The following is a 14,493-nucleotide window of genomic DNA, read 5'->3' as shown; positions in this document are numbered from 1 at the left end:
TCGGGGAATCGATGACCGCTCCACGCCTGCTCGACCTCACCCGCATCGCCCAACTCGTCGACGCCGCAGCAACACACGGCGCGGAAGAGACCACCGGCCCCGATCTGCTGCACTCCGGCTGGTACGAAACCGACGACGTCGCCGCGCTCCTCGACATCGACCCCTCGACCCTGCGCCGCTGGCGCACCCTGACCCCGCCGCAAGGCCCGCCGTTCGTCCAATTCTCCAACCGCGTCACGAAATACAGCGTGCCCGACGTGCAGGCGTGGCTCGCGTCTCGCCGTTTCGACCCCGCGAAGGCCGCCTGATGAATACCCCCGACCTGCCCTTGGGCGTCCCGCTGTCGACCGGCATCGAGTACCGCCCCGCATACCCCAAGCCCTACCGGGCGCGCGTCCGCTGGACCGACCCCGCCACCGGGCAACGCGCCTCCCGCTCGGAGTCGTTCACCCTCGAGGACGAGGCGAAGGCGTGGATCGAGCGGATCCTGAAGTCCGCAGCCCGAGGCGTCACCGCCGCCGCCGCGACCATGCCCCTGGCCGAATACGGCGAGGCTGTCTGGGACTTGGCCATGCGCGGCCTGCAACCCAAGACCCTCGACCCCTACAGCGCCGGATGGCGGCTGCGCATCGTCCCCACCCTCGGCCACCTGCCCACCCAAGGACTCACGCCAGGCCTCGCCGACCGCGCGGTCACCGCCTGGATCACCGCCGGCGCCAAACAGTCCACGGTCAGGAACACCCTCGCCGCCCTCTCCCGGATCATGGACCAAGCCGTCCGCGACGGCCTCATCGACACCAACCCCGCCCACGTCACAGGCTGGCGGCAGCTCTACACCCAGGACGCGGATGAGGACGAGGCCGACGACCCCCGCTCCCTCGCCCTGCCCGACCACCCCGCACTCAAGGAACTCGCCGCAGCCCTCGTCGACCGCTCACACAACCGCTACCGCGGATGGGGCGACGTCGTCGAGTTCGCCGCCTGCACCGCCGCCCGCATCGGCGAAGTCTCCGGCGTCCGCGCCCAGGACATCGACACCACCACCTGGACCTGGAACCTGCGCCGCCAGACCACCCCCTCCCCCGGAGGCCTCGCCGACAAAGGAACCAAAGGAAAACGCCGCCGCACCGTTCCGATCATCCCGCAGCTCCGCCCCCTGGTCGCCCGCCGCCTCGCTGCCGCCGGCACCGACCCGACCGCACGGCTGTTCACCGGCCCGCGCGGCGGACGCATCACCACCGCCGTCCTCCGCGACGCCACCCACTGGGACGACGTCGTCACCCGCCTCGGCCACGAGCACCTGCGCCGCCACGACCTGCGCCACACCGGCCTCACCTGGATGGCCGACGCCGGGATTCCTCTCCACGTCCTCCGCGAAATCGCCGGCCACAGCTCCCTCACCATCACCCAGCGCTACCTCCACCCCGACCAACGCACCATCCAAAACGCCGGCACCGCACTGAGCCACCACCTCACCCCACCACCGGCACAGCCCACGCGAATCCCCGCGCAACAGCAGAGGAACCACCTGCGCCTCGTCCAGTGACGCGGCGACGTACCAGGTGAAAGGCCCGGTAGCCGGATGCATGCATCCGGCTACCGGGCCTTCGCGAGTTCGTCGAGGAGAACCACGCAACCCTCCTCGCAGGCGGGGGCGGGGTCAGACCGGGCGGTCGACCGTGTACGGGTGCACGTGCACCGTCGGCCGGAACGGAGTGAACCACCCATCCACACTCCCGAGTTCGTCCTGCGGGATGTCGTCGCGGTAGAGCTCCTCCAGGTCCGTGTCGTCGAACACCCAAGCCCGAAACACCGCCAGCGCCCCCTCGGTCCCGGCATCGAACGCGTCATACAGGTCCAGGACGAACGCCGCCTGGTCCAGCAGCAACCGGATGGCGAGGCCCTCCGCGACGCTGCGCGGACCGTCCCACACCCCCGACGTCAACCGCCCCAACGCACCCGCGGTCGCGACGATAAACCGGCGGACGAACGACGGCGAGTACCGCTCCGCGAACCCCTCCGGCAGCTCGTCCAACACCGGCAGCTCGAACCCGTACTCCGCGACACTGCGCTCTTCGCCGCGCCGCTCCAGATCCACCAGATCCGCGAACAACCCGTCCGTCACCAGATCGACCGCATGCATGACCGCGCCAGCCGCCAGCACCGCCGCGTCCTCCGACACCCCGGCACCGTCGCCGACGCCGGTGTGCCCGAACCTGCCCAGCCCCAGGCGCAGATGCCCCGCCGAGGACCGCAGCCGCGCACGACCGGACCCCACCACCCCCGACTCCGGCTTCGGCTTCGCGACCGGGCCCTCGAGCGCCGGCTCCGCCGCGGGTTCGACCCCGCACGACGCGACCGACCACCCGTCCAGCACCCCACCCGGTTCGACGACCGCCTCAAGCAACCCCCACGCCGCGTCCTCGGCGAACTCCAACTCCGGCGCGTCCACGTGCAACAGCACCTTCACGCCCCCCGGTTGGGCAGCCACCCGCACACCCGACAACACCATCTCCACACCGTCCCGCCCGTCCACCCCCGTGAACCTCCCCAGCGCATCACGGAACAGACCCGCCGCCCGCTCCAACTCGTCGACGTCGAACGGCGAAACACCCCGCCCCGGAACGCAGTCCACCCGAACGAAGTACCTCACCACCCGACCCCACCCACTCCCCGCAACCACCGCACGCCCACCATCCGTGACACTCCGTAACTATCCGAGGGCAGGCGGAAGCCCCTGGTCCCGAAATGGTCCCGGAACACCGACAATCCAACGAGGGAGTTGGGGGTTTTCCGGCGAGCTTCCGCGCCATGGCAGAAGGCCCGCTGACCTGGGATTTCCCCCAGATCATCGGGCCTTCGCGAACACCGTCGGGACGACAGGATTTGAACCTGCGACCCCTTGACCCCCAGTCAAGTGCGCTACCAAGCTGCGCCACGTCCCGGTGCTCGGTTGGTCGAGCACGGAAACCATACCGCAACTGGGGGGTGGCTTCGCCACTCTGTTGGTGGTGGGGGGTTTGGGGGGTGGAGGGAATGGGGTTTTTGTCGGGTGTCGTTGGGGTGTGGTTGCGTGGGGTGGTGGCGTGACCTATGGGCTGGAGGGTGAGTCGTGGCGTTGGTGCGGGTGCACAATTTCTCGGTGTCGTTGGACGGGTTCGGCACGGGGGAAGGGCAGAGCGCGGAGCAGCCGTTCGGGCATGCCGGGGAGCGGTTGCACGGGTGGTTTTTCGGGACGCGGACGTTTCGGTCGATGCACGGGGAGGCGGACGGCGGGGGCGGCGTCGACGAGGTGTTCGCGGCCGGGTGGGCGCACGGGATCGGTGCGGAGATCATGGGCCGCAACAAGTTCGGGCCGCAGCGCGGGCCGTGGGAGGACCACGAGTGGAACGGGTGGTGGGGGTCCAATCCGCCGTTCCACACGCCGGTGTTCGTAATGACGCATCATCCGCGCCCGTCCGTCGAGATGGAGGGCGGGACGACGTTCCATTTCGTGGACGCCGCGCCGGAGGAGGTGCTGCGTCGCGCGAAGGAGGCCGCGGGTGGGCTGGATGTGCGGATCGGCGGCGGGGTGAGTGTCGTCCGGGAGTTTCTGGCGCGCGATCTGATCGACGAGATGCACGTCGTCGTGGTGCCGATCCTGCTGGGCCGCGGGGAGCGGTTGTGGGACGGGTTGGAGGGGCTGGAGGAGCGGTTCCGGATCGAGTCGACGGGGTCGCCCAGCGGGGTGACGCACGTGGTGTTCAGCCGCCTCGGGAGGTAGCGGCGGGGCGTCACGCGCGAGGGGCCTGTCCCGGTGGTCCGGAACAGGCCCCTCGCACGGTGTGCGGTCAGTCGACCTCCGCGGTGGCGGCGTCGAACTGCGAGGCGTAGAGGCGGGCGTACGGGCCTTCGGCGGCCAACAGGGCGCTGTGGGTGCCCTGTTCGACGATGCTGCCGGCCTCCATCACGAGGATGGTGTCCGCGTCGCGGATGGTGGACAGGCGGTGGGCGATGACGAAGGCCGTGCGGCCGTCGCGCAGGCGGGCCATCGCGCGTTGGATGAGGACTTCGGTCCGGGTGTCGACGGAGCTGGTGGCCTCGTCCAGCACCAGGATCGTCGGCTGGGACAGGAACGCCCGTGCGATGGTGATGAGTTGCTTCTCCCCCGCGCTGATGCCGGTGCCCTCGTCGTCGATCACGGTGTCGTAGCCGTCGGGGAGGGTGCGGATGAAGCGGTCGGCGTGCGCGGCCTTCGCGGCGGCGACGACCTCGTCGCGGGAGGCGCCGGTGCTGCCGTACGCGATGTTGTCCCCGATGGTCCCGCCGAAGAGCCAGGTGTCCTGGAGCACCATGCCCACCGCGGCCCGGAGTTCGTCGCGGGACATGGTCGCGGTGTCGACGCCGTCGAGGGTGATGCGGCCCTCGGTGACGTCGTAGAAGCGCATCAGGAGGTTGACCAGGGTGGTCTTGCCGGCGCCGGTGGGGCCGACGATGGCGACCGTCTGGCCGGGCTCGACGGCGAGGGAGAGGTCCGAGATGAGGGGCTTGGCGGGGTTGTAGGAGAACGCGACCTTCTCGAAGCGCACCTCGCCGCGCAGTGCGTCGGGACGGGCCGGGTTCTCGGGGTCGGCGGTCTGCTCGGGCGCGTCGAGGAGATCGAACACGCGTTCGGCGGACGCGACCCCCGACTGGATCAGGTTGGCCATGCTCGCGGCCTGGGTCAGCGGCTGGCTGAACTGCCGGGAGTACTGGATGAAGGCCTGCACGTCACCGAGCGACAGCGCGCCGGACGAGACGCGGAGGCCGCCGACCACGGCGACGATGACGTAGTTCAGGTTGCCGATGAACATCATGGCCGGTTGCATCATGCCGGACACGAATTGCGCCTTGAAGGACGCGTTGTAGAGCTTCTCGTTCTCCGCGTCGAAGATCTCCTCCGACTCCCGGCCGCGCCCGAAGACCTTGACCAGCGCGTGGCCGGTGTACATCTCCTCGATGTGCGCGTTGAGCTTGCCGGTCGACTTCCACTGCGCGATGAACTCGGGCTGCGCCTTCTTGCCGACGCGCGCCGCGACGATGATCGAGACCGGCACGGTGACCAGCGCGACCAGCGCGAGGATCCACGAGATCCAGAACATCATGCCGAGCACGCCGACGATGGTGAGCAGCGAGAAGAGCAGCTGGCTCATCGTCTGCTGGAGTGTCTGGCTGAGGTTGTCGATGTCGTTGGTGACCCGGCTGAGCACTTCACCGCGCGGTTGCCGGTCGAAGTACGACAGCGGCAGGCGGGCGAGCTTTTCCTCGACCTGGCTGCGCAGACGCTGGATGGCGCGTTGCAGGATGCGGTTCGCGATCCGGGACTGGACGATGCTCGCGACACCGGACGCGACGTACACCGCGGTCGCCCAGCCGAGGATCACACCCACGGCGGTGAAGTCGACCCCGTTGGGCCCGAAGGCGCCGGAGACGACCTTGTCGGTGGCCTCGCCCAGGATCTTGGGGCCGATCACGGAGAGTGCGACGGCCACGACGGCGAGGACGACGATCGCGTAGACGGCGATCCTGTCGGATTCGAGGAGCTTGAGCAGCCGGAGACCGGACGCCTTGAAGTTGAGCGACTTCTCCGCGGGCTGTGCGCCCATGAAGCGGCCGGGGCCGGCCATGGGCTGGGGTCCGCGCCGGGGTTTGCCGTCCGCGTCCGCGTCGGCGTCGGCGTCGGCGTCGGCGTCGGCGTCCGCGTCGCCGCCCGGGGCGGAGCCGCCCGCCGTGTCCGGCTCGACCGCCGCGCCGGGAGGCGGCGCGGTCGCGGTACGCGGGCCGCCCGCCGCGGTGTCCGCCGGTGCCGTCCCGTTCGCGCCGGCCCGGGCGGACACAGTCTCGGCGGAAACACTCCCGACGGCCGCGCTCTCGGCGACCTCGGGTGGCGTGACGTCGGCCGCCTCGGCCGCGATTCCGTCGTGCGGCACGCGGCTGCCGTTCGCACGCGCCGCCGGGCCGTCCACCTCGCCCGCGGCCTCGGCCGTACCGCCGTCGGTTTCGGGCCCGGTCATGCCGCCTCCTCCTCGGTGAGCTGGGACAGGACGATCTCGCGGTACGTGGGGTTGCCCGCCATCAGTTCGTTGTGGGTGCCTTCGCCGACCACTTCGCCCTCGTCGAGCACGAGGATGCGGTCGGCGTCGCGGATCGTGTTCACCCGCTGCGCGACGATGATCACCGTGGCCTCGCCGATCTCGCGGGCGAGCGCGGCACGCAGCCGGGCGTCGGTCGCGTAGTCGAGTGCGGAGAAGGAGTCGTCGAAGAGGTACACCTCGGGGCGGCGCACGAGCGCCCGCGCGATGGCGAGGCGCTGGCGCTGGCCGCCGGAGACGTTCGTTCCGCCCTGCGCGATCGGCGCGTCGAGCCCTTCGGCCAGCTCTTCGACGAAGGGGCGCGCCTGCGCGACGTCGAGGGCGTGCCACAGGTCTTCGTCGGTCGCGTCGGGATTGCCGTAGCGCAGGTTGGTCGCGATGGTCCCGGAGAAGAGGTACGGCTTCTGCGGCACGATCGCCACCGCGCGAGCGAGCAGTTCCGGGTCGAGTTCGCGTACGTCCACCCCGTCGACCAGGACCGTGCCCTCGGTGACGTCCGAGAGCCGGGGGATCAGGCTGAGCAGCGTCGACTTGCCGCTGCCCGTCGAGCCGATGACCGCGGTCGTCTCGCCGGGCCGCGCCGCGAAGCCGATGCCGCGCAGGACGGCGGCCTCCGCGCCCGGGTAGCGGAACTCGACGTCGCGCAGCTCGACGTGCCCGTGCCGACCGACGGACCGGATGGGCGTGACGGGCGGGACGACGGTGGTGTCGGTCGCCAGGACCTCCTGGATCCGCTCGGCGCAGACCTCGGCGCGCGGCACCATCATGAACATGAAGGTCGCCATCATGACCGACATCAGGATCTGCATGAGGTAGCTGAGGAACGCCGTCAGCGCACCGATCTGCATGCCGCCGCTGTCGATGCGGTGGGCGCCGAACCACATGACGGCCACCGACGACAGGCTCACGACGGTCATGACCAGCGGGAACATCAGCGCCATGATGTTGCCGACGCGCAGCGACACGTCGCTCAGCTCGTCGTTCGCGGCCTCGAACCGGCGGCGCTCGTGCTCGTCCTTCACGAACGCGCGGATGACGCGCATGCCGGTGATCTGCTCGCGCAGGACGCGGTTGACCGTGTCGAGGTCGTCCTGCATCTTGCGGAACAGCGGGCGCAGCCGGGCCACGATGACACCGATGATCAGCCCGAGTACCGGCACGATGCCGATGAGCAGCATCGACAGCGGTACGTCCTGCCGCAGCGCCATGATGACGCCGCCGACGCACATGATCGGCGCACTCACCATGAGCGTGAACGTCATCAGGACGAGCATCTGGACCTGCTGGATGTCGTTCGTCGTGCGCGTGATCAGCGATGCCGCGCCGAACTGGCCGACCTCGCGGGCGGAGAAGGACTGCACCCGGCGGAACACCGAGGCGCGCGCGTCGCGGCCCAGTGCCATCGCGGTGCGCGCCGCGAAATACACCGCCCCGATGGCGCACACCAGTTGGAGTACCGAGACGCCGAGCATGATGCCGCCGGTCTTCCAGATGTAGCCGTTGTCGCCGGGGATGATCCCTTTGTCGATGATGTCGGCGTTGAGGGTGGGCAGGTACAGGATCGCGGACGTCTGCACGAGCTGGAGGACCACCAGCAGCGCGATGGCCCCGGAATAGGGCTTCAAATGCGCCCTGACAAGTTTGATCAGCACTCGGTCTCTCTCAGACAGCGGATCTCGGATGCCCCGGCCTGGACCCTCCAGGCGTTCCGCCGATGCCGAATGCGGGCACGCTGACGCACCCCACCGGACGAGTTCATATGTAATCACCACGCAGTCGGTGGCGTCGCGTGGTTTTCGCGGCGTCGCGGACCTGCGTCGGGAGGGCGGAAGCGCGGGGACGGCGGCGACGGGGGCTTCTCGATGTCGGCCCGCGGCGGGCGCCCGCGCGCGGGACGTGGAGTGCGCCGGGGGCGGAGCGCGCGTGGGGACGTGTACAGCGTGCACCCCGCGCGGAAGCCGTCGTGTGCGCACGGGCGCACGGCGCCGCGGACAACGTGACCGCGTCCCGGCGCGTGCGCGGGAGCGAGCGGCGCGGGAGGGCGGGCTCGCGGGTGGCTCCGGAGCCCCGAGGACCAATGGCGGTTGCCGCGCGACTGGTCGAGCGCGGGAGGGCGGCCCGCGGGTGGCGCCGGAGGCCGCGCGACGTCGCGGGCGCGGGGGCGGCGGGACGCGTGGTGCCCCTGCCGCCGGACGGCGGAAAGGCGTCGGCCCGGCCGGTGGGTGCGGCCGGGCCGACGGGTGGTGCTGGGTTCAGCTGCTCTTCAGCCGCTCCGGGGAGCCGTCACGGCGGCCCGATCAAACGCGGGTCCCGCCCGCGTCGCGATCCGGGGAGCCGTCGCGGTGCCGGATCAGGCCGGGGTCCCGCCCGCGTTGCGGCGGCGGTTCCAGACCAGGACGCCGGCGCCGCCGACGAGCAGCGCGCCCGCGGCCGAGCCGATGATGACGGCCGTGTTGTCGTTGCCGCCGGTCTCGGCCAGTTCGGCGTTGGCGACCTCGGTCATCGGGGGCACCTCGGGGGTGCCCACCGGCGGGGTGCTGTCGCCGCCGCCGGGAGCCGGCTGCGTCGTGGCGGGCGGCGGCGTCTTCGTGTCGTCGTCGCTCGGGGTGGTGGGCGTGCCGCTGGGCGGCGGCGTCTTGGTGTCGTCGTCGCTCGGCGGCGTCGTCGTGCTGTCGGTCGGCGGGGGCGTCTTGGTGCCCTCGTCGGTCGGCGGCTGGGTCGGCTTGGTGCTGGTGGGCGGCGCGGTCGGCGTGTCCTCACACGCCTTCCCGCCGTTCCACGCCGTGATCAGGTTGGTCGGGAACGGCGCGTCGTTGTAGTGCGGCAGCGGGTTCTCGTTGCCGTCGTACTTCTTGCCGTTGCCGTACAGGTCGACCTGGCCGAAGCACTTGGGCGCGTACGCGGTGACGTCGAGCGTCGCGCTCTTCTGGCTCTTGCTGAGCTTCGTGGTGTCCCAGCCGAGGAACTTCTGCTTGCCCGAGGTCTCCCACTTGGGTCCCTCGGCGCTGTACGAGGCCAGCGAGACCGCGTAGTCGCAGCCCTTCTGGGCGTCGCCCGCGATGCGCACCTGGATCTTCGTCACCAGGGCCTCGTCCATGCGGCCCTTGGTGGTCCAGGTCTTGCCGCCGTCGAGGGAGTACTCGATCCTGACCTTGTCGCACTGCTTGCCGGTCGCGTGGGCCGTGCCGGTCGCGAGGACCGGGAGCGCCAGGCCGGCCACGCCGACTCCGAGGGCACTCGCCATGATTTTCTTGGTGCTTCGTCGCACAGGGACACTCCGGGGTATTCGGCAGTGTTGCGGAGAGAGATGGGCACCGGATCGCCACGGACCGGCCCCACGAGGTGTCGCCGCATCGCGAACTGGGTAGTCCGCCCGGCGCCTTGGATTATTCCGGGTTTCTCGCGCACCACAATCCCCATGCGTTATCCGTCGTAAATGCCAAGGGATTTCGTATTGGCTGCGGATTCTCCGCTTGTCGGCCGTGCAGGGTGAATGCCGGTGAAGTCCGTTATCGGACCTGAGCGGTGCCCATTTCCGGATGTTCACGGACGGCAACTCCCCTTTGATTATGAGTTTATCGATAGAGCAATGGGCCAACTCGCCCACCCCGCGTGTGCCTTGTGGGTTGGCGGCATGCGTGCCACCATCGCGCCGGCGTCGGCGCCCGTGCCGTTCGTACGCTTCACGCCGTTCGTTCGATGGGCGCCGTGCCGTGATGGGACCCAGCCGGATCATCGGACACCAGGAGTCACGCCGCATGACCGAACCAGCCGCTCCCCCGGTTCTCGTCGAGCGCGACGGGCACGTCCTCGTCGTGACGCTGAACCGCCCCGAGGCCCGCAACGCCCTGACCACCGAGATGATGGGCCTGCTCGAGAACGCGTGGGACCTGGTCAACGGCGACCCGGACATCCGCGTCGCCGTTCTGACCGGCGCGGGCGGCGCTTTCTGCGCCGGCGCGGATCTGAAGAACATGAGCCGCAGCGCTCCCGGCGACGCCTTCAAAGGCGACGGCGACGGGACGACGCTGGCACTGGACATGTCGACGATGAAATGGGCGCTGAAGGGATTCGCGCTGACCAAGCCGCTCATCGCGGCGGTCGAGGGCCCCGCGATCGCCGGTGGGACCGAGATCCTCCAGGCCACCGACATCCGCGTCGCGGGCGAGTCGGCGCGCTTCGGCGTCTCCGAAGTGCGCTGGGGCCTCTTTCCGTTGGGTGGTTCGGCCGTCCGGCTCCGGCGCCAGATCCCGTACGCCGCGGCGGCGGACCTCCTGCTGACAGGGCGTCACCTGTACGCGCCCGAGGCGAAGGAACTCGGTCTGATCTCCCATCTGGTGCCCGACGGCAAGGCGTTGCACACGGCGCTGGAGATCGCCCGGACGATCGCCGCGAACGGGCCGGTCGCGGTGCAGGCCGTCCTGCGCGTGCTCCGGGAGACGGACGAACTCCCCGAGGACGAGGCCTTCGCCATCGAGTCGGAGATCGGGATGCGGGTCTTCCTGTCCGAGGACGCCCGCATCGGGCCGCGCGCGTTCGCGGAGAAGAAGTCACCCGAGTTCACGGGGCGTTGACACACCGTCCGGCCCGCTTCTCCGCACACTCCCGGCCGCGCCGCCCGGCGGGCCCGCCGCCGACGGTCGCGGTACGGGCAACCGCCGCTTTGCCGACGGCGGCGCGGCGGGGCTACGTTTCTCCGGCAGGCAGGACTTAGGCAAGCCTTCCTTTATTCTTCTGGGGTGGCTTGTGACCCCCCGGACTGGAGAAGCGCCATGCGTACGGACCCGCGCCGCCGGCGTGCCCGACCGGCGGCTGCGGCCGTCGCCGCCGCTCCCCGCCCCGGCCACCCGGAATCCGGCGCCGAGGCGATCGCGGCACACCGGCGCACACGGGTCATCGCGGCGAACACCGCGGATTTCCCGGCCAACCCGCGCACAGAGCGGCTGAAGCGCGTCCCGAGCGGGCATGCCCCCGGGGTGGGGAACGAGACACGGACGACCTCGCCGCCGCCCCGGGGCGCTCATGCCGTCCGTGGCCTCGCCCGGACCATCGGGGTCGGCGCGGCCGGGGAGACGGCGCGGCGCGAACAGCGGGGGGCAACGCATGCACGGCGCACGGGTCCCGCGAGCTGCCCGGCCCACGGGGTCGGTACGCCGTCCGGCACCGTCTCCGCACCCGCCGCCGGGATGTGCGGCGCCCTCGCCCGGGTGACACCACACGGCGCGTAAGGCCCTCGCCCCGCGGCACGTTCCGGTGCCCCGTGCCGGGGCGGTTCCCGAGGCGCCGTCCTCCAACCCTTCCCGGCACGGCGGTTCGCCGTATGCCGTTCCATCCGTCCGCTCGGAGGTCCGTTGCACCTTCACCTGGTCGCCCTCAATCCCACCGACTCCGTCACCGCGGGCTTCCTCCCGGCCGCCGCCGAACTCGGCGGCGAGGTGACGCTGTTCACCGACCGGGCCGCACCGCACGAAGAGGCGTACGCGGGGTCCGCCGCCGCGCCCGCGCGGATCGTCACGTGCGACGTGCGCGACGTCCGCGCGCTGGTGGCCGCGATGAGCACCGCTCCCCGGCCCGACGCGGTCTTCAGCAACAGCGACCACCTTCAGACGCAAACCGCCCTGGCCGCGGCGTGGTTCGGGCTGCCCGGCAAGGACTGGCGGGCCGCCCTGCGGACCAAGAACAAGGCGCTCATGCGGCGGCACCTGGCCGACCGAGGGTCGGCGCCGGTCTGGAGTGCGGAACTGCCCGGCGACCGCACGCCGGACGAACTCATCGCCGTCGGAGTCCCGTTCCCGTGTGTCGTGAAACCCCGCGAAGGGGTGGCCAGTGAGGACGCCTACCTCGTCGCGGACGGCGGTGAACTGCTGGCGCGGTGCCGGGAGATACGGGCGCGCACTCCCGGAATCCCCTTGGTCGTGGAGGAGTTCCTGGACGGCGAGCTGCACACCCTGGAGACGCTGGGCGACACCCGCGGCCGCCGGGTCCTGGGGGGCTTCCACACCAAGCTGTCGCCGCCGCCGTCGTTCGTCGAGGAGAGCCTGGCGTACGACGCCGCCCCGGGCGCCGGCGCGTTGGCGGGTGTCGAACGCGACTTGGATGCCCTGGGCGTGGGATTCGGGGCGTGCCACACGGAGTTCGTCGTGGGCGCCGACGGCCGGGCGCGGCTCGTGGAGGTCAACTACCGCGTCATCGGCGACCAATGCGACCTGCTGCTCCAGGACCTGCTGGACATACCGGTGTTCGCGCAGATCCTGCGGGTGCACCTGGGCGAGTCGCTGTCGGCTCTCCCGGCACCGCGCCGCGGCGACCGGCGGGCCGCCCGCGTCGAGTACGTGTGCGCGGACGCCTCCGGCACGCTCGTCGCCGCGCCGCCCGCCGAGGAGACCGCCGCCGACGGCGTCCGCCTCACGTACCGGCCGCTGCGCGAGGTCGGCACGACGGCGCCGCGCACCGGGACGAACCGCGACTACCTGGGCGTGGTGCGGGCGATGGGTCCCGATCAGGCGCGCACGGACGCGGCCGTGGCCCGCTTCATCGCGGCACGGCGGTGGGAGATCCGAGGGTGAGCGCGCGCCTCGCCGACGCGTCCGGTGAACCCGGCGAACCCGGTGAACCCGGCGCATCCGGTGGCGGGGATCGGGACGCGGCTCTCGACGCCGCCGAAGACACCCTCTGCGCACAGGTGTTGAACGCGTGGCTGCGCGAGGACGTCAACGGGTTCCGCCGCACGGCCCTGCCCCACGAGCGCGCGGACGGTCCGTGGCTGACCGTCCGCTCGGGTCCGCGCACCGCCGAACTCGCCGTACGCCACACGCTGTTCCTGTGCGACGTGACCGTCCGCCGCGCGGCGCCGCGCGAAAACGGCCTCCGACTCGTCGGTCTCGACGCGGTGTTGGACTTCCTCGCCGCCGGTACCGCTCCTGAGGACGCGGAGGGCTTCGCGGCGTTCACCGCCGAATGCCGTGCCGCACTGGCCACCGCCAGGCTGCACGACACCCACCGCGACGGCGTGTTCGCGCGGCTCGCGCCCAACGCCGCACGGGGTATGGCCGGGAGCCTCGTCTTCGACACGATCGCGGCGCACCGGGACCACCCGGCATACCCGACGGCACGCTCCCGCGTCGGATTCGGCGACCGCGAAGTCCTGTCCTACGGGCCGGAGTCGCATCCGCGTTTCGCGATGCGCTGGGTGGCCGTACCGCGCGAGGCGGCGACCCGCCGCGGCCCCCTGCCGCCGTGGTGGCCGCCGCCGTCCCGCGTCGGGCTGCCGTCGCGGTACGACGACAGCCACGTCACGCTGCCCGCGCACCCGTCGACGGCGCCCGAAGCGCTCGCCCGGGCGTACGACGGCCTGCGGTACGGGCCCGAGCCGTACCTCACCGTGCGCCCGACGCTGTCGACGCGGACCGTCGCGGTCGCCGCGCGCCCCGACGACCACCTCAAGGTCCCGCTCGCGACGAGCACCCTCGGGCTGCGCAACAAGCGCACCATCACCCCGGGTTCGCTGGTCGACGGGGACGCGGGCGGGAGGCTGCTGCGGCTGGTCCTCGACGCCGAGCCCGCGTTCCGCGACCGCGTGCTGATCGCCGACGAACACACCTGGGGGCACGCCGGGCACGAACTCCTCGCGTACCTCGTCCGCCGCCACCCCGCCGGGCTCGGCTCCGCCCACGTCGTCACCGTCGCGGCGCTGACGGCGCCCGGCCCCGGCGGACGCCCGGTCGTCGACGCGCTCGCCGACACGTACTACGGCGGCGATCCGCTCGCGCTCCACGACGCCTACCTGCGCCTGCTGTTGGACTGGCACGTGACGCTGTGGCTGCGCTACGGCATCGCGCTGGAGGCGCACCAGCAGAACACCTCGCTCGTCCTCGACCACGACACGTCGGGTCGAACGCGCCTGCGTCTGCTGCTGAGGGACCACGACGGACCGCGCGTCGTCGTCGCGCGCGCACGGGCCCGGCTCGGGGCAGCGGCCGACGCCGTCGCCTTCGCCGATCCGCGGATACCGGTGACCGAATCCACCGCCCTGGCCGATGTGTTCACCACGATCACGATGCATTTGTGCGCCGCCGCACCGCTGTTCGCGCTGACCGACCGGAAGCTGATCACCGCCGCCGACGCGACACGGCTGTTGCGCACACGGCTTGAGGAGGCCGCGGCCCCCCACGCGGACCGGCCGGACGCCGCGGTGCTGCGCACCAGGCTGTTGGACGCCGCGCGCCTGCCGGTGAAACTCATGGTGACGGCCGGGACGTTGCTCGACAAGACACGGTCCGGCGCGGCCGACATCAACAAGCACTACGCCCACACCGGCCCGAACTACCTGGCCGCGACACCGTTTCCCGGAGACCCGCGTGCCGAGTGACGCCGCTCGGCAGGC

The 14,493-nt window shown here is 71.4% G+C and carries 10 protein-coding genes and 1 tRNA gene; 6 read left to right on the top strand and 5 right to left on the bottom strand.

Translation table 11 applies throughout. The features are described 5' to 3' along the window. Window positions 1–11 precede the first annotated feature (11 nt). Window positions 12–308 carry a helix-turn-helix transcriptional regulator gene (locus LO772_RS29470; protein WP_231775060.1) on the top strand — a complete coding sequence of 99 codons (297 nt, stop codon included), beginning with the start codon at window positions 12–14 and terminating at the stop codon, window positions 306–308. Then, window positions 308–1,546 (top strand): site-specific integrase, encoded by a 1,239-nt coding sequence (locus LO772_RS29465; protein ID WP_231775059.1) that lies wholly within the window; start codon window positions 308–310, stop codon window positions 1,544–1,546. Before LO772_RS29470 ends, LO772_RS29465 begins: the two co-directional genes overlap by 1 nt. Before the next feature lie 114 nt (window positions 1,547–1,660). On the opposite strand, the gene LO772_RS29460 is transcribed toward LO772_RS29465, so the two are convergent. Further along, window positions 1,661–2,653: a hypothetical protein gene (locus tag LO772_RS29460; RefSeq protein ID WP_231775058.1), complete on the bottom strand. Its 993-nt coding sequence runs from the start codon at window positions 2,651–2,653 to the stop codon at window positions 1,661–1,663. Between the two features lie 218 nt (window positions 2,654–2,871). After that, window positions 2,872–2,945: transfer RNA gene (locus LO772_RS29455), tRNA-Pro, on the bottom strand. 167 nt (window positions 2,946–3,112) lie between these two features. Here LO772_RS29455 and LO772_RS29450 point away from each other — a divergent pair. Next, window positions 3,113–3,763, top strand: coding sequence for a dihydrofolate reductase family protein (locus tag LO772_RS29450; protein ID WP_231775057.1), 651 nt, complete (start codon window positions 3,113–3,115; stop codon window positions 3,761–3,763). 67 nt (window positions 3,764–3,830) lie between these two features. On the opposite strand, the gene LO772_RS29445 is transcribed toward LO772_RS29450, so the two are convergent. From LO772_RS29445 to LO772_RS29435, 3 genes are all read right to left on the bottom strand, one after another. Next, window positions 3,831–5,624, bottom strand: a complete 1,794-nt coding sequence (locus LO772_RS29445; protein ID WP_231779778.1) for an ABC transporter ATP-binding protein — start codon at window positions 5,622–5,624, stop codon at window positions 3,831–3,833. A 404-nt stretch (window positions 5,625–6,028) separates the two neighbouring features. Then, window positions 6,029–7,762 carry an ABC transporter ATP-binding protein gene (locus tag LO772_RS29440; protein ID WP_231775056.1) on the bottom strand — a complete coding sequence of 578 codons (1,734 nt, stop codon included), beginning with the start codon at window positions 7,760–7,762 and terminating at the stop codon, window positions 6,029–6,031. Between the two features lie 698 nt (window positions 7,763–8,460). Next, window positions 8,461–9,354, bottom strand: a complete 894-nt coding sequence (locus tag LO772_RS29435; protein ID WP_231775055.1) for an LPXTG cell wall anchor domain-containing protein — start codon at window positions 9,352–9,354, stop codon at window positions 8,461–8,463. A gap of 514 nt (window positions 9,355–9,868) precedes the next feature. Here LO772_RS29435 and LO772_RS29430 point away from each other — a divergent pair. From LO772_RS29430 to LO772_RS29420, 3 genes are all read left to right on the top strand, one after another. Further along, on the top strand, window positions 9,869–10,684 hold the full coding sequence (locus LO772_RS29430; RefSeq protein ID WP_231775054.1) for a crotonase/enoyl-CoA hydratase family protein: 816 nt from the start codon (window positions 9,869–9,871) through the stop codon (window positions 10,682–10,684). Window positions 10,685–11,461: 777 nt separating this feature from the next. Continuing rightward, window positions 11,462–12,676, top strand: a complete 1,215-nt coding sequence (locus LO772_RS29425) for an ATP-grasp domain-containing protein (protein ID WP_231775053.1) — start codon at window positions 11,462–11,464, stop codon at window positions 12,674–12,676. Then, the gene (locus tag LO772_RS29420) at window positions 12,673–14,478 is read left to right on the top strand and encodes an IucA/IucC family siderophore biosynthesis protein (RefSeq protein ID WP_231775052.1); all 1,806 of its coding nucleotides are present in this window, start codon (window positions 12,673–12,675) and stop codon (window positions 14,476–14,478) included. The genes LO772_RS29425 and LO772_RS29420 overlap by 4 nt, the downstream gene beginning before the upstream one ends. Window positions 14,479–14,493: the final 15 nt, after the last annotated feature.

This window comes from Yinghuangia sp. ASG 101, assembly GCF_021165735.1.
GTDB lineage: Bacteria > Actinomycetota > Actinomycetes > Streptomycetales > Streptomycetaceae > Yinghuangia.
This window is presented reverse-complemented; position numbering and strand designations above follow the sequence as displayed.

What these genes read in the sequence shown, in the direction of transcription:
- LO772_RS29470 (WP_231775060.1), top strand. Translation starts at nt 12, where the DNA reads ATGACCGCTCCACGCCTGCTCGACCTCACCCGCATCGCCCAACTCGTC.
- LO772_RS29465 (WP_231775059.1), top strand. Translation starts at nt 308, where the DNA reads ATGAATACCCCCGACCTGCCCTTGGGCGTCCCGCTGTCGACCGGCATC.
- LO772_RS29445 (WP_231779778.1), bottom strand. Translation starts at nt 5,624, where the DNA reads ATGGGCGCACAGCCCGCGGAGAAGTCGCTCAACTTCAAGGCGTCCGGT.
- LO772_RS29435 (WP_231775055.1), bottom strand. Translation starts at nt 9,354, where the DNA reads ATGGCGAGTGCCCTCGGAGTCGGCGTGGCCGGCCTGGCGCTCCCGGTC.
- LO772_RS29430 (WP_231775054.1), top strand. Translation starts at nt 9,869, where the DNA reads ATGACCGAACCAGCCGCTCCCCCGGTTCTCGTCGAGCGCGACGGGCAC.